We start from the raw sequence: 16,498 nt of genomic DNA on the forward strand, positions 1-16,498 counted from the left end.
CCCGGTGACCACGCAATCGAACACTCCTGCAGACTCGTACCGCGATCCGCACGGTGCGGCCCAGACACTCTTCACCGAGCCGGTGCTGGTGGTGAACCAGAAGGCCAAGCTGATCGAGCTGACCAACGAGTACAAGGTCATGGACCAGCACGGCCGGGAGATCGGCTCGGTGGCCGAGGTCGGCCAGAGCGCGCTGAAGAAGATCCTGCGCTTCGTCTCCAGCCTCGACCAGTACATGACCCACCGGCTGGAGATCCGTGACGCGTCCGGACAGCCGCAGCTGCTGCTGACCCGGCCCGCGAAGATCTTCAAGTCCAGGGTGATCGTCACGCGTCCGGACGGCTCGCAGGTGGGTGAGATCGTCCAGCAGAACATGATCGGGAAGATCAACTTCGCGATGATCGCGGGTGACCAGAAGGTCGGTGCGATCAAGGCGGAGAACTGGCGCGCGTGGAACTTCGCGATCGTCGACCACACCGACACGGAGGTGGCCCGGATCACGAAGACGTGGGAGGGGCTCGCCAAGACGATGTTCACGACCGCCGACAACTACGTCCTGCAGATCCACCACCAGTTGCCGGAACCGCTGCGGAGCCTGGTGGTGGCGACCGCGCTGACCGTGGACACGGCCCTGAAGCAGGACTCGCGGGGGCTGGGCTGAGAGGTCGTCCGCGGGTCCGTCGGGGCCGGGCGCGCCCACCCGGCGGAGCCGCCGTCGATACAACCCAGAACCCCTGACGGGGCGCTCCGGTTCGGAGCGCCCCGTTTTCACAGGGTCGTGAGGTGTTCGCTCTCCGGTTTCTGGCGGGGCAGCAGTGCCTGCTCCGCCGCGACCCGTGCCGACTCCAGGGCCAGTACCGCCGCCACCGGGTGTTCCTCGTCCGGTTCGAGCTCGACCACTGGTTTCGCCGGGGTCACCCGGGTCAGCAGGACCACGCCCCAGGAGGCGAGGCCCGCGCCCGCCAGGGCGAGCAGGATGCCCGCCGCGCCGCCTTGCAGGCCCTGCCCCAGCAGGGTCAGGCCGATGACCGCGGCCGCCATCGGGTTGGACAGGGTGACCACCGCCAGGGGGGCGCCCAGGCCGCCTCGGTAGGCCGTCTGGGAGAGCAGCAGGCCGCCCACCGCGAACGCGGCCACCAGGAGGGCCACCACGACCACCTGGACGCTCAGGGCCGGGCCCGAGCGGTCCGTCGCCGACACGGTCACCGTCTGGGTGAGTGCCGAGGCGACGCCGGAGGCGAAGCCGGACGCGGTCGCGTGCCGCAGTCCCGGCCTGGTGCCGGGGCGGGACAGGACGCCGATCAGGGCGGCGGTCGTACCGGCCACCGCGACCGCGTCGGTGAGGCTCAGCACCCGGTGGGGCGCGGGACCGGAGGCCGTGACCAGCAGGGCACCGAGACCGAGCAGGGTCAGGGCCGTGCCCCGCCACTCCGTCGCGCTTACCCGGCGCCCGGCCACCCGCGCGCCCATCGGGACGGCCGCGACCAGCGTGAGCGCGCCCAGCGGCTGTACGAGGGTGAGCGGGCCGTACTTGAGGGCCACGACGTGCAGGAGCGCGGCGCCCGCGTTGAGGCCGACCGCCGCCCACCAGGCACCGGAGCCGAGCAGTCGTATCAGACCCGCTCCGGAGTTCTTCGACGCGAGCCGCTCCTGGGCGACCGCGGCGGCCGCGTAGGCGACGGCCGAGACCAGGGAGAGGAGGACGGCGGTCAGGGCCGCGGTGCTCATCGGCCCGCCCCTACCAGTGCGGGCTCCTCGGACACGAGCCGGCGGCGGCCGCGTCCGGCCGTGGTGGCCGTGCGGTGCGGCGAGCGAAGCGAGGTGGGGGTCCCCCCGGACGAAGTCTGGGGGCGGATCAGGGCGAGGGCGGCGCCGAGCATCGCGGTGGCGGCGATCGCGTCCAGCCAGTAGTGGTTCGCGGTGCCCACGATCACCAGCAGGGTGATCGCCGGGTGCAGCAGCCAAAGCCGGCGCCACCGGGAGCGGGTCGCGACGATCAGGCCGATCGCCACCATCAGGGACCAGCCGAAGTGCAGCGAGGGCATCGCCGCGAACTGGTTGGAGAGGTGGTCGCTGGTGGGCGGGCCGTAGACGGAGGGGCCGTACACCCGGGCCGTGTCGACGAGACCGGTGGCGGCCAGCATCCGCGGCGGTGCCAGCGGGAACGTGAAGGGGAGCACCAGGGCGGCGGCGGTGACCACGGCGAGGACCCGGCGGGCCCAGACGTAGTGCGCGGGCCGCTTCAGGTAGAGCCAGACCAGGAAGGCCAGCGTGGCCGGGAAATGAACCGTGGCGTAGTAGGTGTTGGCCAGGTGGACGAGGGCGCCGCCGTGCAGCAGTGCGGACTGCACGTCGACCTCCGAGGGCAGGTGCAGCGTCCGTTCCAGGTCCCAGATCCGGTGAGCGTTGTGCATGGCCTCGGCGGTATGGCCGGTGGCCAGCTGCCGCCCGAACTTGTAGACGAGGAAGAGTCCTGCGACGAGCAGGAGCTCACGGACGAGCGGCGGCCGGGCTATCGCCCCGGGCTCCGCTGCTGCCGGCTCGGACTGGGATCTCATCCCAGGCCCCCTCACTCACGGTGGTGCTGTGCCGAGTCCTGGGCGGTGGCCCGAACTCACCAATACTCATCGATACGAAAGCGTACCGATACGCCACTGTACCGATACGGTCGTGTACCGGTACAGTGGCGTATCGATAGACGTAGGCCACACTGGTTGTAGGTTTCCGCCCGGGCCGAACGGGGGGCGGGGACCAGGTGATCCGCAAGTGATGCGAGAGTGAGGAGCAGGGCACATGACATCGCAGGCCGCGGAGGGACCGGAGACGGTCGCCGCCTCGCGCCGCTCCAAGATCACGCCGGAGCGTGAACGGGAGTTCTTCGATGCCGTGCTCGAACAGATCCGCGAATGCGGCTACGACTCCGTGACCATGGAAGGGGTCGCCTCCAGCACCCGGTGCAGCAAGTCCACGCTCTACCGGCAGTGGAAGACCAAGCCGCAGTTCGTCGCGGCCGCGCTGCGCGCCAGCCGCGAGGTACGCTTCGGCGGCGTCGACACCGGGTCGCTCGCCGAGGACCTGCGCGAGGTCGCGCGGGCCGCGGGCGCCTGGACCCGCAAGGACACCAAGCTGCTCCAGGCGCTGGGGCACGCGATGCACTCGGACGAGGAACTGGCGCAGGCACTGCGCGAGGCGCTCGTCGAACCCGAGATCGCCGCGCTCCAGGAGATCCTGCACCGCGGTGTCGAGCGCGGCGAGGTGCCCGAGGGGCATCCCGCGCTGGACTATGTGCCCGCCATGATGTTCGGCGTCCTGCGGGTACGGCCCGTACTCACCGGCGAGTACGCCGACGCCGACTATCTCGTCCGATTCGTGGAGGCCGTGGCGCTGCCCGCACTCGGACTGACCTAGACCCAGGCCGCCGTCCATGGGATGACTGGACGGTGACCTGCTCGCGCCGCACCGTGGGGACGGGGGCGGCGCGCACCCCCCGGCCGGGTGGGGCTCCCCTTTGAGCGGAGGGGCGCTCCACCCGGCCGATCGGCGTTCCGGGGCGGGTCAGACGGTCTGGCCGTCGCCGCCGCCGGAGGACACCTTGATGCCCTTGGTGATGTCGTCGATCACCGACTGGCTCTGGCCGACGTCGACACCGAACCGGACCACCACGATCTGCTGGGCGTTCGAGGGCGACGGGAAGGCCAGCGACTCGACATAACCGTCGGCGCCCTTGCTGGTCACCGCCTTCCAGCGGACCAGATAGCCCTTCTGCCCGGCCACGGTGACGGCCTTGGAGGCCAGCACCTGGTGCGAGGTGATCGATCCGTAGGTCTTGCCGCCGTACGACTCCGTGGCGTTGGCCGAGATGTCCGCCTTGGCGACCTCCTCGGCGGTGTCGCCCTTGGTGCCCAGCACCAGCGCGGGCGCCGAGTAGGCGCCGCCGGCGGTGCAGGTCTGGGAGGTGTCGCCGGGGCATTTGTAGGAGTTGTCGGAGGAGATCTGGGCGCCGACGTTGATCGCCTGCCCGGTCCAGCCCTTCGGCACCGGAATGCCGATGGCGTTGATGGAGTCCGACACCGTGCCGCCGCCCTGGACCTTCGGAGCCTCGGACTGGCCGGGCGACGGCGACGCACCGCCGTCGGAACCGCCCGAGCCCGAGCCCCCGCCGGACCCGGAGCCGCCCGAACCGCCGAACGGGAAGCCCTGCCCGCCGTTCTGCCCCTCGGGCCCGCCCTGGCCGGAACCGCCGCCCTGGCCGCCCGAGCCCTGCTGCGTGGCCTGGCCGCCGCTGTCGTCGCCGCCGTTGGCGGAAAGCGCCCACGCGGCCACCCCGATGGCGGCGAGGACCGCCACGGCGACACCGACAGCCACGCCGGTGCGCAGCCCGCGCCTCCCGGTGGCCGGCGGCGCCGGATACCCCGGATACCCCGGATAGGCCGGGTACGCCGGGTCAGCCGGGTACGCCGGGTCGGCCGGCGACGGCGTCGGGGGACCCCAGTCGGCACCCGACCCGGCGGGGCGGGTCTGCTCCGTCCATGTCTTGCCGTCCCACCAGCGCTCAGTGGCCGGACCGTCACTTGTCTGCCCGGGGTCGGGATACCACCCGGGGGGAGTCACCTGCGTCATGCCCCCACCGTATGAGGCATCGGTGAAAGTCGGATGAGAGGATCCGGCGACTTTCGGATGAGCCGATCCGTCACACTTCGTTTTTTCATTCGATCCGCAGCCGCACCGGCGGGTTCGGAGCCCGTGGTGGCAGCGGCAGACCGTCCCGCCCCGGGGTCAGGGAGCCCAGGACGCTGGGGTGGCGGGCGCCCGTGGCGGTCGGGACGGTGCCCGGGAGGCCGTGCGCGGTGAGGAAGCCGAGGACCGCGAAGGCATAGGCCTCCTTCGCGGCCGAGGGCAGACCGAGTGCGTCGGAGGCGCGGACGGGGGTCCCCGGCAGCAGGCCGCGGAGCAGCCGCATCAGCACCGGGTTGCGGGTGCCGCCGCCCGAGGCGATCACCTCCGTGGCTCCCACGCCGCGCACCGCGTCCGCCACCGTCCGGGCCGTCAGTTCGGTGAGCGTCGCCAGCTCGTCCTCGGCCGACAAGCCCTCCGGCGCCCGCCAGTACCCGGCGTGGAACAGCTCCTTGCCGGTCGTCTTCGGCGCGGGCAGCGCGTAGTACGGGTCCGCCAGCAACCGCTCCAGCAGGGTTCGGTTCGGCCGGCCGCGCGCCGCCAGTGCCCCGTCCACGTCGTACGCCTGCCGGCCGCCGGTGGACTCCCGGGCCGCCGCGTCCATCAGCGCGCACCCTGGCCCGGTGTCGAAGGCCGTGCCGTCCGGCGCGGTGAGGTTGGCGATCCCCCCGATGTCCAGCGCCACCGGCGTGCCCGGCCGGCCGCGCAGCCACAGCAGGTCGACCAGGCTCACCAGGGGCGCGCCCTGGCCCCCGGCGGCCACGTCCCGGGGGCGGAAGTCGGCGACCACCGGCAGCCCCGTCGCCTCCGCGATCCAGGCCGGCTGCCCGAGCTGCAGCGTCCCGTGCACCCGGCCGTCCGCCACCCAGTGGAAGACCGTCTGCCCGTGCGAGGCCACCAGCTTGGCCCGTCCGCCGCACAGTTCACGGTTCGCCCGGAGGGCCGCCGCCGCGAACGCCTGCCCGATCCGGGTGTCCAGCAGACACACCCGCGCGAGCGGTACGGCGGCCGGCGGCAGCGCGCCCGCGAGAGCCTCGCGCAACTCGTCGTCGTAGGGCGTGCTCACCAGCCCCAGCGGCTTCAGCAGCAGCGTGTCGCCGGACAGGCGCAGCTCGGCGGCGGCCGCGTCGACCGCGTCGTACGACGTCCCGGACATCAGACCGATCACCAGCACCGCTCAACCCGCCTTCGTCTCCCGTGACCGCACCAGCGCGACCACGCTGACCGCGCAGGCCGCCGCCGCGTAGTAGCCGGGAACGTCCAGGTTCCCGGTGCGCTTCACCGCCTCCGTGATGATGAGGCCCGCACAGCCCGAGAAGACGGCATTGGACAGGGCGTAGGCGAGTCCCAGGCCCGTACAGCGGGCGCGCGCCGGGAACATCTCGGCCAGCAGCGCGGGCCCCGGTCCGGCCATCAGCCCCACCACCGCGCCCGCACCGAACAGCGCCGCGCCCTTCACCCCGGCGGACGCCCCGCCGTCCTGGAGGAGGCCGAGCAGCGGCAGGGCCAGCACGACCACGAGACCGGCGCCCGTCAGCATCACCGGCCGCCGCCCGATCCGGTCGCTGAGCCGCCCCGCCGGGAGGATCGCCGCCGCGAACCCCAGGTTCGCCACCACGGTCGCCAGCAATGCCGTACGGAAGCCGGTGTGCAGCGCGGTCTGGAGGTACGACGGCAGCACGACCAGGAAGGTGTACCCGGCCGCCGACCAGCCCATCACCCGCCCGACGGCCGACGCGATCGCCCCGACGGACACCCGCGCCGCCCGCACGTCCGGCTCCCGGAACTCGGGCGTCTCGTCCAGCCCCACCCGCAGCCACAGCGCCAGCGCGCCCAGGGGCAGTGCCAGCAGGAACGGCAACCGCCAGCCCCAGGAATGTAGTTGACCCTCCGTCAGTGCGGAGGCGAGCCCGGCCGCCACGCCCGCCCCGCCCAGCAGCCCCAGCGCCACCGTGAACGACTGCCAGGCCCCGTACAGCCCCCGCCGCCCCGGTGGCGCGAACTCGGTCAGTATCGCCACCGCGCCCCCGAACTCCCCGCCGGCAGACAGCCCCTGAACGGCCCTCAGGAACGTCAGCAGCCAGGGCGCGACCACGCCGGCCTGCGCATACGTCGGCAGCAGGCCGATGAGCGCCGTGGCGCCCGTCATCAGCGTGACCACGAGGATCAGCACCGGCCGCCGGCCGAGCCGGTCGGCCAGCCGGCCGAACAGGGCCGCGCCCAGCGGACGGAAGAAGAACGCCAGCCCGAACGAGGCATAGGTGCGCACCAGGCCCTCGGCCGCGCTGCCGCCCGCCGGGGTGAAGAACCGCTCGGCGACGACCGTCGCGAAATAACCGTAGACACCGAACTCGTACCACTCGATGAAGTTGCCCACCGAGCCGGCCGCCAGCGCCCGGAGGGGCCGACTCCGCTCCGGTGCTGTCCGATCTTCGAAAACCAGCTTCATTTCCACGCCCGTTGACGGTCCGTTCGCTCGACAGCGGCAGGTCGGGGCCATCACGCGTCGCCCCGCCGCAGCGGCTTGCACCCGTCACGGCAACAGCGGCCCGGACCAGCCTCCGGACAGCCAACAGGACGGCTAGGCTCGTGGTCTGTACGTCGTTCGGGCGACTTGGGGAGGTAACGGGATGACGGAGGGACTACCCCCGGAGGGCTCCTCTGCTCCCCTCTGGGAGCGCGACGCGGAGATCACCGCCATCACCGAGGCGCTCGACCTCCTGTGCGCCGACCGCTCCACCCCCGGGAACCTGCTGGTCCTGCGTGGCGAGGCCGGGCTCGGCAAGACCGCGCTGCTGGCCGAGACCCGCCGTATCGCCCAGCGCCGCGGCTGCACCGTCTGGGCCACCCGCGGCGGCGAGACCCTGCGCAGCGTTCCCTTCAACGTGGTACGCCAGCTGCTCCAGCCGGCCCTGGTCTCCCTGCACCCCGACGAGGCCCGGGAGTACCTCGGCGACTGGTACGACATCGCCGGCCCCGCCCTTGGCATAACCGACCCGGGTGAGCGCCAGGCCGACCCGCAGGGCGTCTGCGACGGCCTGGTCGCCGCCGTCCGCCGGCTGGCCAAACGCGACTGGCCGCTGGTGCTGCTGATCGACGACGCGCACTGGGCCGACCAGGAGACCCTGGCCTGGCTCGCCGCCTTCGTGGAGCGCCTCGACGACCTGCCCGTCCTCCTCCTGGTCGCCCGCCGCCCCGGCGAGGTCAGCGGCGACAGCGCCCGCTACCTCGACACCGTGGCCGCCGCGGCCGCGAACCCCGTGCACAATCTCAGCGCCCTCACCCCGGACGCCACCGCCGGACTCACCCTCGCCACCCTCGGCGCACACGCCGACGCCCCGTTCTGCCGCGAGGTCTGGGCCGTCACCGGGGGCAACCCCTACGAGACCGTCGAACTCCTCGCCAAGGTCCAGGACAGCGAGGTCGAACCCGTCGAGGCCCGGGCCGGCGAACTGCGCGCGCTCAACCGGTCGGCCCGCGGCGGCGGACTCGTCACCCGTCTCGAGGGCCTCGGCATCGACGCCACCCGGTTCGCCTGGGCCGCCGCCATCCTCGGCACCGGCATCTCCGTCGACCTGGTCGCCCAGCTCGCCACCATGACCGTGGAGGACGCCGAGCGGTGCGCCGAACTACTGCGCAGCGCGCGTATCCTCACCCTGCCCGACCCGGCCGGCTCCCGCTCCCACACCGGTGACCTGGAGTTCGTCCACCCGCTGATCGCCAGCGCCGTCTACAACTCCATCCCGCCGGCGATGTGCACCGCCATGCACGGCATCGCCGCCCAGATCGTCATCGACGACGGCCGGGGCATCGCCGAGGCCTCCCGCCACCTGCTGAAGGTGCATCCGGACGACGACGAGGAACTCGTCCAGCAGCTGCGGGACGCGGCCAAGGAACACCTCGCCGTCGGCGCCTCGGACGCGGCCCGCCGCTGCCTCGAACGCGCCCTGCTGGAACCGCCCGTGCCCGAGGTCCACGCGCGCGTGCTCTACGAACTGGGCTGCGCCACCCTGCTCACCAAACCCGCCGTCACCATCGGCCACCTGCGAAGCGCACTCGGCATGCCCGGCCTCGGCGGCGCCGAACGCGTCGACGCCGTCTTCCGCCTGTCCCAGGCCCTCCTCCACAACGACCAGCTGGAGGAAGCCGTCCGCACGGTCGAGGCGGAGGCCGCCCGGCACGAGGAGGGCCCCGCCAGGCTCCGGCTCCAGGCCGTCCAGTTCATGTGGGAGGGCATCGCCGGCGAGGCCGTCTCCCCGCGCCGCTCCGAACGCCTCGGCGAGCTCGCCGACACCTGCACCGGCCGGGACAACTCCGAGCGTGCCCTGCTGATGCTGCGCGGCTTCGACCTCCTCGTCCAGGGAGAGAGCGCCGAGGAGGTCGTGGAACTCTGCGACCGCGCCCTCGTCAACGGCCGGCTCGCTCCCGGACTCGGCTGGACCGACACCGAGTGGGGCATCGAGCTGCTGCTGATGCTCGCCAACGCCTACGTCTACACCGACCGCCTCGACCGCGCGGAGAGCCTCTACAACGAGGCCCTGCGCGCCTACGAGTCCTCCGGCTGGAGCGGCGGCCATCTCGCCCTCGCCCACGCCTACGTGGGCCTCGGGCACCGCAGGCGGGGCCGGCTGCGGGACGCGGAGACATCCCTGCGCGAGTCCTTGCGGATCGCCGAGCGGGTCGGCCGCAGACTGCCCCTGTACTGGACCGCCACCTGCAACCTGGTCGACACGCTGCTGGCCCGCGGCCATGTCCAGCAGGCCTGGGAGACGGCCGAGCAGTACGGTTTCGCACCGCCGTACCCCTCCACGATCGTGATGCCGGACCCACGGTCCGTGCGCGGCCGGCTGCTGCTCGCCGTCGGCCGTACGAAGGAGGCCGTCAACGAACTGGAGGCCGCGGAGAAGGCGGCCGCGGCGCGCGGTCACTTCAACCCGGTGGTGGTGCCCTGGGCGCTCGACCTCGCCCGGGCCCTCGCGGGCGAGGACCCGGCGCGGGCGGCGCGACTGGCGAGCGACGCGCGGCGGCAGGCCGAGCGGTTCGGCACGGACACGGCGATCGGCGAGGCGCTGCGGTGCGCCGCCGCGCTGGAGACCGGGCAGCGGCAGGTGCGGCTGGCGTCGCAGGCGGTGGCTTATCTGGAGGCCTCGCCGTGTCAGTACGAGCATGCGGCGGCGCGGGTGGAGTACGGGATCGCCGCGCGGTCGGTGGCCGAGCTGAACCGGGGGCTGGCGTTGGCCCGGTCGTGCGGGGCGGACGGGCTGGTCGCTCAGGCACGGGAGGTTTTGGATACGGGGCGCGGGTTGCGTTGACGGTGCGGGTAGTGCGTGGTTGCTCGCGCCCGCGCGGTGGAGCCGCACCTGCACACAGCCCCGCGCCTTTGAAAGGGACGTTACAGGGACAGGAGTTGATCAGTAACCGCTGAGAGGCGTTTGTGCACCTCTCGGTCGTACGTCGCCTCGTGCGCCCGCGCCTTGCGCGTGCCGTCGAAGTAGCCGCCCGTGCCCAAGTCCCGCGTCGCCAGGGCGAGGACGCCCGGCGCACCGTCGGCCACCGTGTTCCAGGGCGCCACCCCGCCCTCCCGCACCATCGCCGTGTCCATGAAAGTCGCGGGGTGCAGGACGTTCACCGAGACCCCCGTGCCCGCCAGCTCCTCGGCCAGGGTGAAGGTGTGGGCCGCCAGGGCGAACTTGGCCCGGCAGTAGGCCGCGAAGCCCTGGTAGCCGCGGGTGAACTCGGGGTCGTCGAAGTCCAGGGGCTCCTGGCCGGCCGAGCCCACGTTGACGATCCGGGCCGGGGCGCCGGCGCGCAGGACCGGCAGCAGGGCGTGGGTCAGGGTCACCGGGGCCAGGTAGTTGACGGCCAGCCGCAGTTCGTGGCCGTCGGCACTCAGCTCGCGCCCGGCGCCGGGCGTACCGGCGCCGACGCCCGCGTTGTTGATCAGCACGTCCAGGTCGGGACGCGCCTCGGCGACCCGCGCGCCCAGCTCGCGGACCTGTGCCAGTGAGGCCAGGTCCGCGACGAAGCCCTCCGCGTCGCCCTCGGTGCGCAGCTCCTCGACCAGCGCCTCGGTACGGCCCGGATCCCGGCCGTGCGCGAGGACGACATGGCCGGAGCGGACCAGCTCGAAGGCGACATACCGGCCGAGCCCGGAGGTGGCACCGGTGATCAGAATGGTGGACATGCTGCCAGCCTAGGCACGGACCACCACCGGATGCCTGATCCTGCTGGGGCTACGACTGCCAGGGTCACCCTTCCTCCTCGGCCAGCACCCGCTGGGCCGTCGCGAACGCCGAGTTCGCCGCCGGAACCCCGCAGTACACGGCCGTCTGCAGCAGTACCGCGCCGATCTCCTCCGCAGTGAGCCCGTTGCGCCGGGCGGCCCGTACATGCATGGCCAGCTCGTCGTGGTGGCCGTGCGCGACCAGCGCGGTGAGGGTGATCATGCTGCGTTCGCGGCGGGAGAGGGTGGGGTCGGTCCAGATCTCGCCCCAGGCGTAGCGCGCGATGAAGTCCTGGAAGCGGGCCGTGAACGGCGTCTGGCGGGCCTGTGCCCGGTCCACGTGCGGGTCGCCCAGCACCTCCCGGCGCACCGCCATGCCCCGCCTGGCGCCACCGTCGAGGTGCGAGCGGAGCGCGGTGAGGACGGCCTCGGGGCACTGCGCGGGCGCCAGGTGCGAGGCGCCCGGCAGCTCGACCAGCGTGGACGCCGGTACCGCGTCCGCGATCTCCCGCAGATGGGGCGGCGGGGTCGCCGGATCCCGACGGCCCGCGATCAGCAGGGTGCGTACGGCGATCTCGCCGAGCCGGTCCCGCAGGTCGAAGGCGGCCAGCGCGTCGCAACAGGCGGCGTACGCCTCCGGGTCCGCGGTCCGCTGGTCCTCGACGAGGCGCGGCACGGTGAAGCCGGGCGTGAACCAGCGGGCGCCCGCGTTCTCCGCGAGCCACTGCACGCCCTCCCGGCGCACCCGCTCGGCCCGCTCCTCCCAGGGCTTGGAGCCGTTGAAGTGGGCGGAGGAGCAGATCACGGCCAGGCTCTCCAGCCGGTCCGGGTGGTGAACGGCCAGGTGCAGCCCGACCGCGCCGCCCAGCGACACCCCGGCATAACCGAACCGCTCGAAGCCGAGCGAGTCGGCGAGCGCGAGCACCAGGTCGGCGAGGTCACCGACGGTCGCCCCCGCCTTGATCAGACCGGGTGCCGAACCGCCGTGCCCCGGCAGGTTCCAGCGCACCACCCGGTGGCCGGTCGACAGTTCGGGCGCCACCGCGTCCCACAGCGCGTACGAGGTGCCGAGCGAGGGCCCGAGCAGCAGCGGGGGAGCGGAAGTGGGGCCTTCGGCACGGTGGTTGAGGAGGTTCTCGTTCAACGTCGCTCCAGTGCGCGGTCGGTGAGGGCGCCGGCGGAGCCGGTGTAGCGGGCCGGGTCGGTCAGGTTGTCGAGGTCGATGTCCTTCAAATCGGTTTCCTCGGCGAGGAGTTCACGCAGCGTACGCCGCTCGGTGCCGGTGCGGCGGGCGAGTTCGGTGAGCAGTTCCTTCGCCCGGGACCGGCCGAGCACGGGGGCCAGTTCGGCGGACAGCCGCTCGGAGACGATCAGCCCACGGGTCAGATCCAGGTTCCGGCGCATCGCCTCCGGATGCACCCGCAGCCCCTCCACCAGCTCCGCCGTGTCCCGGGCCGCACCCCCGACGGCGCGCAGCAGGTCCCGCAACGGCTCCCACTCGGCGTGCCAGGCACCGGCCGGCCGCTCGTCCTCCGCGACCAGGCAGCCGTACAGGACGGCCGCGAGCTGCGGGGCCCGCCGGGCGGCGGCGACGACGAGCGTGGACCGCACGGGGTTCGCCTTGTGCGGCATCGCCGACGAACCGCCCCCGCTGCCCTCGGAGAGCTCACCGATCTCGGTACGGGACAGCGTCAGTACATCCACGGCGACCTTGCCCAGCGCCCCGGCCGTGAAGGCGAGACAGCCGGCGAGATCGGCGACGGGCGTACGCAGGGTGTGCCACGGCAACAGGGGTGCGGTCAGGGCGAGTTCACGTGCGTATGCGGTCGGCAGCTCTTCGACGTGTTCCGCGCCGTACGCGCCGAAGGCCGCCAACGTGCCTGCCGCACCGCCGAGTTGCACGGGCAGCGATTCCCGGACCCGGGCCGTGCGGTCCCGGGCGTCGAGAACCAGCGAACGCCAGCCGGCCGCTTTCAGCCCGAAGGCCGTCGGTACGGCGTGCTGGGTGAGCGTACGGCCCGGCATCGGGGTGTCACGGTGTTCGGCGGCCGTGCGGGCCAGCGCCTGCTCGGTACGCCCGAGGTCGGCCAGGACCAGGTCCAGGGTGCGGGCAGCGACCAGCATCGCCGCGGTGTCCATGATGTCCTGGCTGGTGGCGCCCCGGTGCACATACGGCCCGTACTCCGCGCCGACCGCCTTCGTCAGGTCGGCGACCAGCGGGATGACCGGGTTGCCGCCGGCGCGGGCGCGCTCCGCGAGGGAGCCGACGTCGAAGCGGTCCGGACCGGCCGCCCCGGTCACGGCAGCCGCGGCCTCGGCCGGGGCCAGCCCGAGGGCGGCCTGGGCGCGGGTGAGGGCCGCCTCCGCGTCAAGGAGTGCCCGCAGCCAGGCGCCGTCTGCGGTCGCGGACGCGGCGGGGGAGCCGGACCACCCGGGACCGAGCAGCCCGGCGTCACCGCCGCAGTGATCCACTGTTGTCACTGGAACTCCAGGAAGACCGTTTCGCCCTCGCCCTGAAGGCGGATGTCGAAACGGTAGGTCCCCCGGCCCTCGTCGGCGGCGATCAGCGTGTCGCGCCGCTCGCCCACCCGGGTGAGCAGTGGGTCGGCGCTGAGCGCGGCGTCGTCGCCGGGCAGATAGATCCGGGTGAACAGGTGCATGAGCAGGCCGCGCGCGAAGACGCACACGCTGACGTAGGGCGCGCTCTCGCCGCGGGCGCCCGGCCGCAGCGTCCGCGCGTACCAGTGCCCGTCGGCGTCCGTCTGGATCCGGCCCCAGCCGGTGAACTCCACGCCGTTGCGGCCGAGGTAGTCACCGGTCGCGGGGTCGCGCCGGATCGAGCCGTCGGTCGTGGACACGTTCCCGTCCGGGTCGGCGCCCCACAGCTCGACGAAGGCCTCCGGCAGGGGGTGGCCCTCGCCGTCGAGGACGTACCCGTGGACCGTGATCGTGTCCGGGTGGCCGAGGGGTGCGATCTCCTCGCCGCCGCGGAACGGCAGCGCGTAGCCGTAGAACGGGCCGACCGTGTGCGACGGGGTGGGCGGCACCTGCTCCGGACTGCTCGTGTCGATCTTCGTCATGGCAGCTCAGCGCCCTTCTTCGAGCCAGGTGGCGTGCGGGCCGTCCAGCACGATGTCCCAGTGGTAGCCCATCGAGAACTCCGGCACGGACAGGCTGTGGTCGTAGGTGGCGACCAGGCGCTGCCGGGCCGCGTCGTCCGTCACCGACTGGATGATCGGGTCGTACGGGAACAGCGGGTCGCTCGGGAAGTACATCTGCGTCACGAGCCGCTGGGTGAACGCCGTACCGAACATCGAGAAGTGGATGTGCGCCGGACGCCACGCGTTGAGGTGGTTGCGCCAGGGGTAGGGGCCCGGCTGGACGGTGGTGAAACGGTAACCGCCGTCGGCGTCGGTGATCGTACGGCCGACACCCGTGAAGTTCGGGTCCAGCGGGGCGTCGTGCTGCTCGCGCTGGTGCGCGTAGCGGCCCGCCGAGTTGGCCTGCCAGATCTCGATCAGCTGCCCCCGGACCGGCCGGCCGTCCCGGTCGAGCAGCCGCCCGGAGACGGTGATGCGCTCACCGATGGGCTCACCGTTGTGCTGCCGGGTCAGGTCGTTGTCTATCCCGGTGATGTCCCGCTCCCCGAACGCGGGCGAGTGCAGCTCCACCAGCTCCGGATCCTTGCTGGTGTCGATGGCGACCAGGGGTTGTTTCGGGTGCCGGAGGGCGGAGGAGCGGTAGGGGGCGTAGTCCCGGCGGGGGTGATGCTCGACGGGAGCGCCCTCGGCGACGCGCTTTTCGTACTCGGCGTGCTCGGCGGCGATCTCGCGGTCGATGTCGGTCTGGGTGAGTGTCATGGAAAGTCCTAGGCGTGAGCGCCCCGTCACCGGCGCGGGGCTGTATCGATGTGCGGCTCCGCCGCGTGGGCGCGACCGGCCCATCCGCGAAACCTCATCTCGATCAAGGAATTAATCAGGGCACTGAGTATTTCAGCGAGACATCTTTCACGCTGCCACTGGTGCTGTCACCCGTCAAGAGCTTGGATGACGGCAGACGGGTGTACAGACAGGATGTGGTGACTGCGAGTATTGTTCAGTGCACCAATCAATTCGGAAGCGGACCTTGGGGGCGCATATGGCCGCGGTGGACCTCACCACCCACCCCGGGCACCTGGCCCGACGGCTTCAGCAGGCTCACTACCTGCTGTGGAACACGATGGTCTCGGAGGAGATCACCTCGCCGCAGTTCGCCGTCCTGAACGCGCTCGTCGCCGAGCCGGGGCTGGACCAGCGCACGGTGGGGGAGCGGGTGGGTCTGGACCGGTCGACCATCGCCGAGGTCATCAGCCGGCTCGGCCGGCGCGGGCTCGTCGACAAGGTGCGCGACCCGCAGGACGGCCGCCGCTTCCTGCTGCGCCTCACCGACGACGGGCTGCGCACCCACCGCAAGCTCACCGTGCGCACCGCCCGGATGAACCAGGTCTTCCTGGCTCCGCTGTCGGCCGAGGAGCAGACCCAGTTCTTCGATCTGATCCGCCGGGTCTCGGACGCCGCGGAGGGGCTGCGCAATCCCACGGAGCCCCTCGTCCCGCAGGCCTAGGCCTTCGCGAACACCACCCACACCTGTCCGTCGGCGAAGTCCACCGGACTGCCGTCCGTCCCGGTGAACGTCGTACCGTCCGTGGCCCCCTGCCGCGTCCAGGTGGTCTCGAACGACCGCCCGTCCCGCAGCACTTCGGCCTTGCCCGACCCCACCGTCTCGGTGAACGGCGTGTAGTTGCCGAGCACGTCGTGAAACCTGGACGTACGTATCCGCACGTGCTGCACCACGACCGTCCCGGCCGCCACCCGCTTCCCGGCCGTGGTCCGGGCCGGGGTGCCGTCCAGCGACACCAGCCAGCGCTTCTCGTCGGCGGACCAGGTGAAGGTGAAACGGGCCGCCGGATACCGCACGGTGCGGGTGGCGGTGACCGTGCCGCCGGCCGGGGCCGGGCCGTAACGGAAGCCGGTGGTGAGGGCCGCCTTGCCGGGTGCGCCGGCCATCAGCTTGGCGGGGCGGAGATACAGGTTGTGCGGGGCCGGCTTGTCGCTGCCCCGGTAGTAGGCGCCGGACGCCGCGCCGGGGGTCTCCGGCCGCAGCGGTGCCTGGTCGATCAGCGGGAGCAGCTTGCGCTGGGCACCGGAGAAGGCGAGCGTCGGCCGGTCGAACTGGCGCAGCAGTTCCAGATCGGACTCGCGGGCGCTGCGCACCGGGCCGACGGCCTCGGGGAGCTTGGTGGCGTACACCGCCATCAGCCGGCTGAGGCCGCCCTCCACCTGCTCCGCGTACACCACGTCCGCCGAGTCCAGCCCGGTCTGCGGGCGGGCCGCGGCGACGTTGTCGATCTTCACGGCCAGTACCGAGCCGGTGCCGGCGGTGTGCTGGCCGTCCGGTGTCTGGCTGCGGTGCGGAGCCCGGCCGTCGTCCGGGGTGCCGTGCCGGGTGCAGCCGGCCGTGAGGGAGGCCGTCAGCACGGCCGCGGCCAGCACCGCCTTCAACGCGGTCCGGCGCGTCGGCGCCCCGTGTCCCATGCCCACCGTTGCCACCCCGTTCGTCCCC

The 16,498-nt window shown here is 72.7% G+C and carries 15 protein-coding genes; 4 read left to right on the plus strand and 11 right to left on the minus strand.

The window, feature by feature from the left end; all coding sequences use genetic code 11:
• Window positions 1-4 precede the first annotated feature (4 nt).
• Complete coding sequence (locus AB0D59_RS32950; RefSeq protein WP_362573355.1) at window positions 5-661, plus strand: phospholipid scramblase-related protein; 657 nt, start codon at window positions 5-7, stop codon at window positions 659-661.
• A gap of 107 nt (window positions 662-768) precedes the next feature.
• Here AB0D59_RS32950 and AB0D59_RS32955 read toward each other — a convergent pair whose 3' ends face one another.
• Both AB0D59_RS32955 and AB0D59_RS32960 read right to left on the minus strand, forming a co-directional pair.
• Window positions 769-1,728 carry a hypothetical protein gene (locus tag AB0D59_RS32955; protein ID WP_362573358.1) on the minus strand — a complete coding sequence of 320 codons (960 nt, stop codon included), beginning with the start codon at window positions 1,726-1,728 and terminating at the stop codon, window positions 769-771.
• A complete protein-coding gene (locus tag AB0D59_RS32960) occupies window positions 1,725-2,558 on the minus strand; it encodes a phosphatase PAP2 family protein (protein ID WP_362573361.1) in 834 nt (277 codons plus the stop codon). The genes AB0D59_RS32955 and AB0D59_RS32960 overlap by 4 nt, the downstream gene beginning before the upstream one ends.
• Window positions 2,559-2,793: 235 nt before the next feature.
• Between AB0D59_RS32960 and AB0D59_RS32965 the strand changes: the two genes are divergently transcribed.
• Complete coding sequence (locus AB0D59_RS32965; RefSeq protein WP_362573364.1) at window positions 2,794-3,408, plus strand: TetR/AcrR family transcriptional regulator C-terminal ligand-binding domain-containing protein; 615 nt, start codon at window positions 2,794-2,796, stop codon at window positions 3,406-3,408.
• A gap of 147 nt (window positions 3,409-3,555) precedes the next feature.
• On the opposite strand, the gene AB0D59_RS32970 is transcribed toward AB0D59_RS32965, so the two are convergent.
• The 3 genes from AB0D59_RS32970 to AB0D59_RS32980 all read right to left on the minus strand — a co-directional run bounded on the left by AB0D59_RS32970 (window position 3,556) and on the right by AB0D59_RS32980 (window position 7,123).
• On the minus strand, window positions 3,556-4,620 hold the full coding sequence (locus AB0D59_RS32970; protein WP_362573367.1) for a DUF2510 domain-containing protein: 1,065 nt from the start codon (window positions 4,618-4,620) through the stop codon (window positions 3,556-3,558).
• An 85-nt stretch (window positions 4,621-4,705) separates the two neighbouring features.
• Window positions 4,706-5,848, minus strand: coding sequence for an anhydro-N-acetylmuramic acid kinase (locus AB0D59_RS32975; protein WP_362573370.1), 1,143 nt, complete (start codon window positions 5,846-5,848; stop codon window positions 4,706-4,708).
• Between the two features lie 3 nt (window positions 5,849-5,851).
• Entirely contained in the window at window positions 5,852-7,123 is a 1,272-nt protein-coding gene (locus AB0D59_RS32980) for an MFS transporter (protein WP_362573463.1), read from the minus strand.
• Window positions 7,124-7,304: 181 nt separating this feature from the next.
• Here AB0D59_RS32980 and AB0D59_RS32985 point away from each other — a divergent pair, with 181 nt between their 5' ends.
• Window positions 7,305-9,986: an AAA family ATPase gene (locus tag AB0D59_RS32985; RefSeq protein WP_362573373.1), complete on the plus strand. Its 2,682-nt coding sequence runs from the start codon at window positions 7,305-7,307 to the stop codon at window positions 9,984-9,986.
• An 80-nt stretch (window positions 9,987-10,066) separates the two neighbouring features.
• On the opposite strand, the gene AB0D59_RS32990 is transcribed toward AB0D59_RS32985, so the two are convergent.
• The 5 genes from AB0D59_RS32990 to pcaH all read right to left on the minus strand — a co-directional run bounded on the left by AB0D59_RS32990 (window position 10,067) and on the right by pcaH (window position 14,757).
• On the minus strand, window positions 10,067-10,858 hold the full coding sequence (locus tag AB0D59_RS32990) for an SDR family NAD(P)-dependent oxidoreductase (RefSeq protein WP_362573376.1): 792 nt from the start codon (window positions 10,856-10,858) through the stop codon (window positions 10,067-10,069).
• Window positions 10,859-10,922: 64 nt separating this feature from the next.
• The gene (gene pcaD, locus AB0D59_RS32995; protein ID WP_362573378.1) at window positions 10,923-12,041 is read right to left on the minus strand and encodes a 3-oxoadipate enol-lactonase; all 1,119 of its coding nucleotides are present in this window, start codon (window positions 12,039-12,041) and stop codon (window positions 10,923-10,925) included.
• Window positions 12,038-13,378, minus strand: a complete 1,341-nt coding sequence (gene pcaB, locus AB0D59_RS33000; RefSeq protein ID WP_362573381.1) for a 3-carboxy-cis,cis-muconate cycloisomerase — start codon at window positions 13,376-13,378, stop codon at window positions 12,038-12,040. The genes pcaD and pcaB overlap by 4 nt, the downstream gene beginning before the upstream one ends.
• The gene (gene pcaG, locus AB0D59_RS33005) at window positions 13,375-13,977 is read right to left on the minus strand and encodes a protocatechuate 3,4-dioxygenase subunit alpha (protein ID WP_362573384.1); all 603 of its coding nucleotides are present in this window, start codon (window positions 13,975-13,977) and stop codon (window positions 13,375-13,377) included. The genes pcaB and pcaG overlap by 4 nt, the downstream gene beginning before the upstream one ends.
• 6 nt (window positions 13,978-13,983) lie before the next feature.
• A complete protein-coding gene (gene pcaH, locus AB0D59_RS33010; RefSeq protein WP_362573387.1) occupies window positions 13,984-14,757 on the minus strand; it encodes a protocatechuate 3,4-dioxygenase subunit beta in 774 nt (257 codons plus the stop codon).
• A 277-nt stretch (window positions 14,758-15,034) separates the two neighbouring features.
• Between pcaH and AB0D59_RS33015 the strand changes: the two genes are divergently transcribed.
• Window positions 15,035-15,499 carry a MarR family transcriptional regulator gene (locus tag AB0D59_RS33015; protein WP_362573389.1) on the plus strand — a complete coding sequence of 155 codons (465 nt, stop codon included), beginning with the start codon at window positions 15,035-15,037 and terminating at the stop codon, window positions 15,497-15,499.
• Here the strand turns inward: AB0D59_RS33015 and AB0D59_RS33020 are convergent.
• Window positions 15,496-16,470 carry a DUF3048 domain-containing protein gene (locus AB0D59_RS33020; RefSeq protein WP_362573466.1) on the minus strand — a complete coding sequence of 325 codons (975 nt, stop codon included), beginning with the start codon at window positions 16,468-16,470 and terminating at the stop codon, window positions 15,496-15,498. The genes AB0D59_RS33015 and AB0D59_RS33020 overlap by 4 nt on opposite strands.
• Window positions 16,471-16,498 lie beyond the last annotated feature (28 nt).

This window comes from Streptomyces sp. NPDC048417 (genome assembly GCF_040651615.1).
In the GTDB taxonomy this organism is placed as follows: domain Bacteria; phylum Actinomycetota; class Actinomycetes; order Streptomycetales; family Streptomycetaceae; genus Streptomyces.

Coding starts and splice junctions, on each gene's coding strand:
- AB0D59_RS32955 (WP_362573358.1), bottom strand. CDS start 1,728: ATGAGCACCGCGGCCCTGACCGCCGTCCTCCTCTCCCTGGTCTCGGCC.
- AB0D59_RS32960 (WP_362573361.1), bottom strand. CDS start 2,558: ATGAGATCCCAGTCCGAGCCGGCAGCAGCGGAGCCCGGGGCGATAGCC.
- AB0D59_RS32965 (WP_362573364.1), top strand. CDS start 2,794: ATGACATCGCAGGCCGCGGAGGGACCGGAGACGGTCGCCGCCTCGCGC.
- AB0D59_RS32970 (WP_362573367.1), bottom strand. CDS start 4,620: ATGACGCAGGTGACTCCCCCCGGGTGGTATCCCGACCCCGGGCAGACA.
- AB0D59_RS32980 (WP_362573463.1), bottom strand. CDS start 7,123: ATGAAGCTGGTTTTCGAAGATCGGACAGCACCGGAGCGGAGTCGGCCC.
- AB0D59_RS32985 (WP_362573373.1), top strand. CDS start 7,305: ATGACGGAGGGACTACCCCCGGAGGGCTCCTCTGCTCCCCTCTGGGAG.
- AB0D59_RS32990 (WP_362573376.1), bottom strand. CDS start 10,858: ATGTCCACCATTCTGATCACCGGTGCCACCTCCGGGCTCGGCCGGTAT.
- pcaG (WP_362573384.1), bottom strand. CDS start 13,977: ATGACGAAGATCGACACGAGCAGTCCGGAGCAGGTGCCGCCCACCCCG.
- pcaH (WP_362573387.1), bottom strand. CDS start 14,757: ATGACACTCACCCAGACCGACATCGACCGCGAGATCGCCGCCGAGCAC.
- AB0D59_RS33015 (WP_362573389.1), top strand. CDS start 15,035: ATGGCCGCGGTGGACCTCACCACCCACCCCGGGCACCTGGCCCGACGG.
- AB0D59_RS33020 (WP_362573466.1), bottom strand. CDS start 16,470: ATGGGACACGGGGCGCCGACGCGCCGGACCGCGTTGAAGGCGGTGCTG.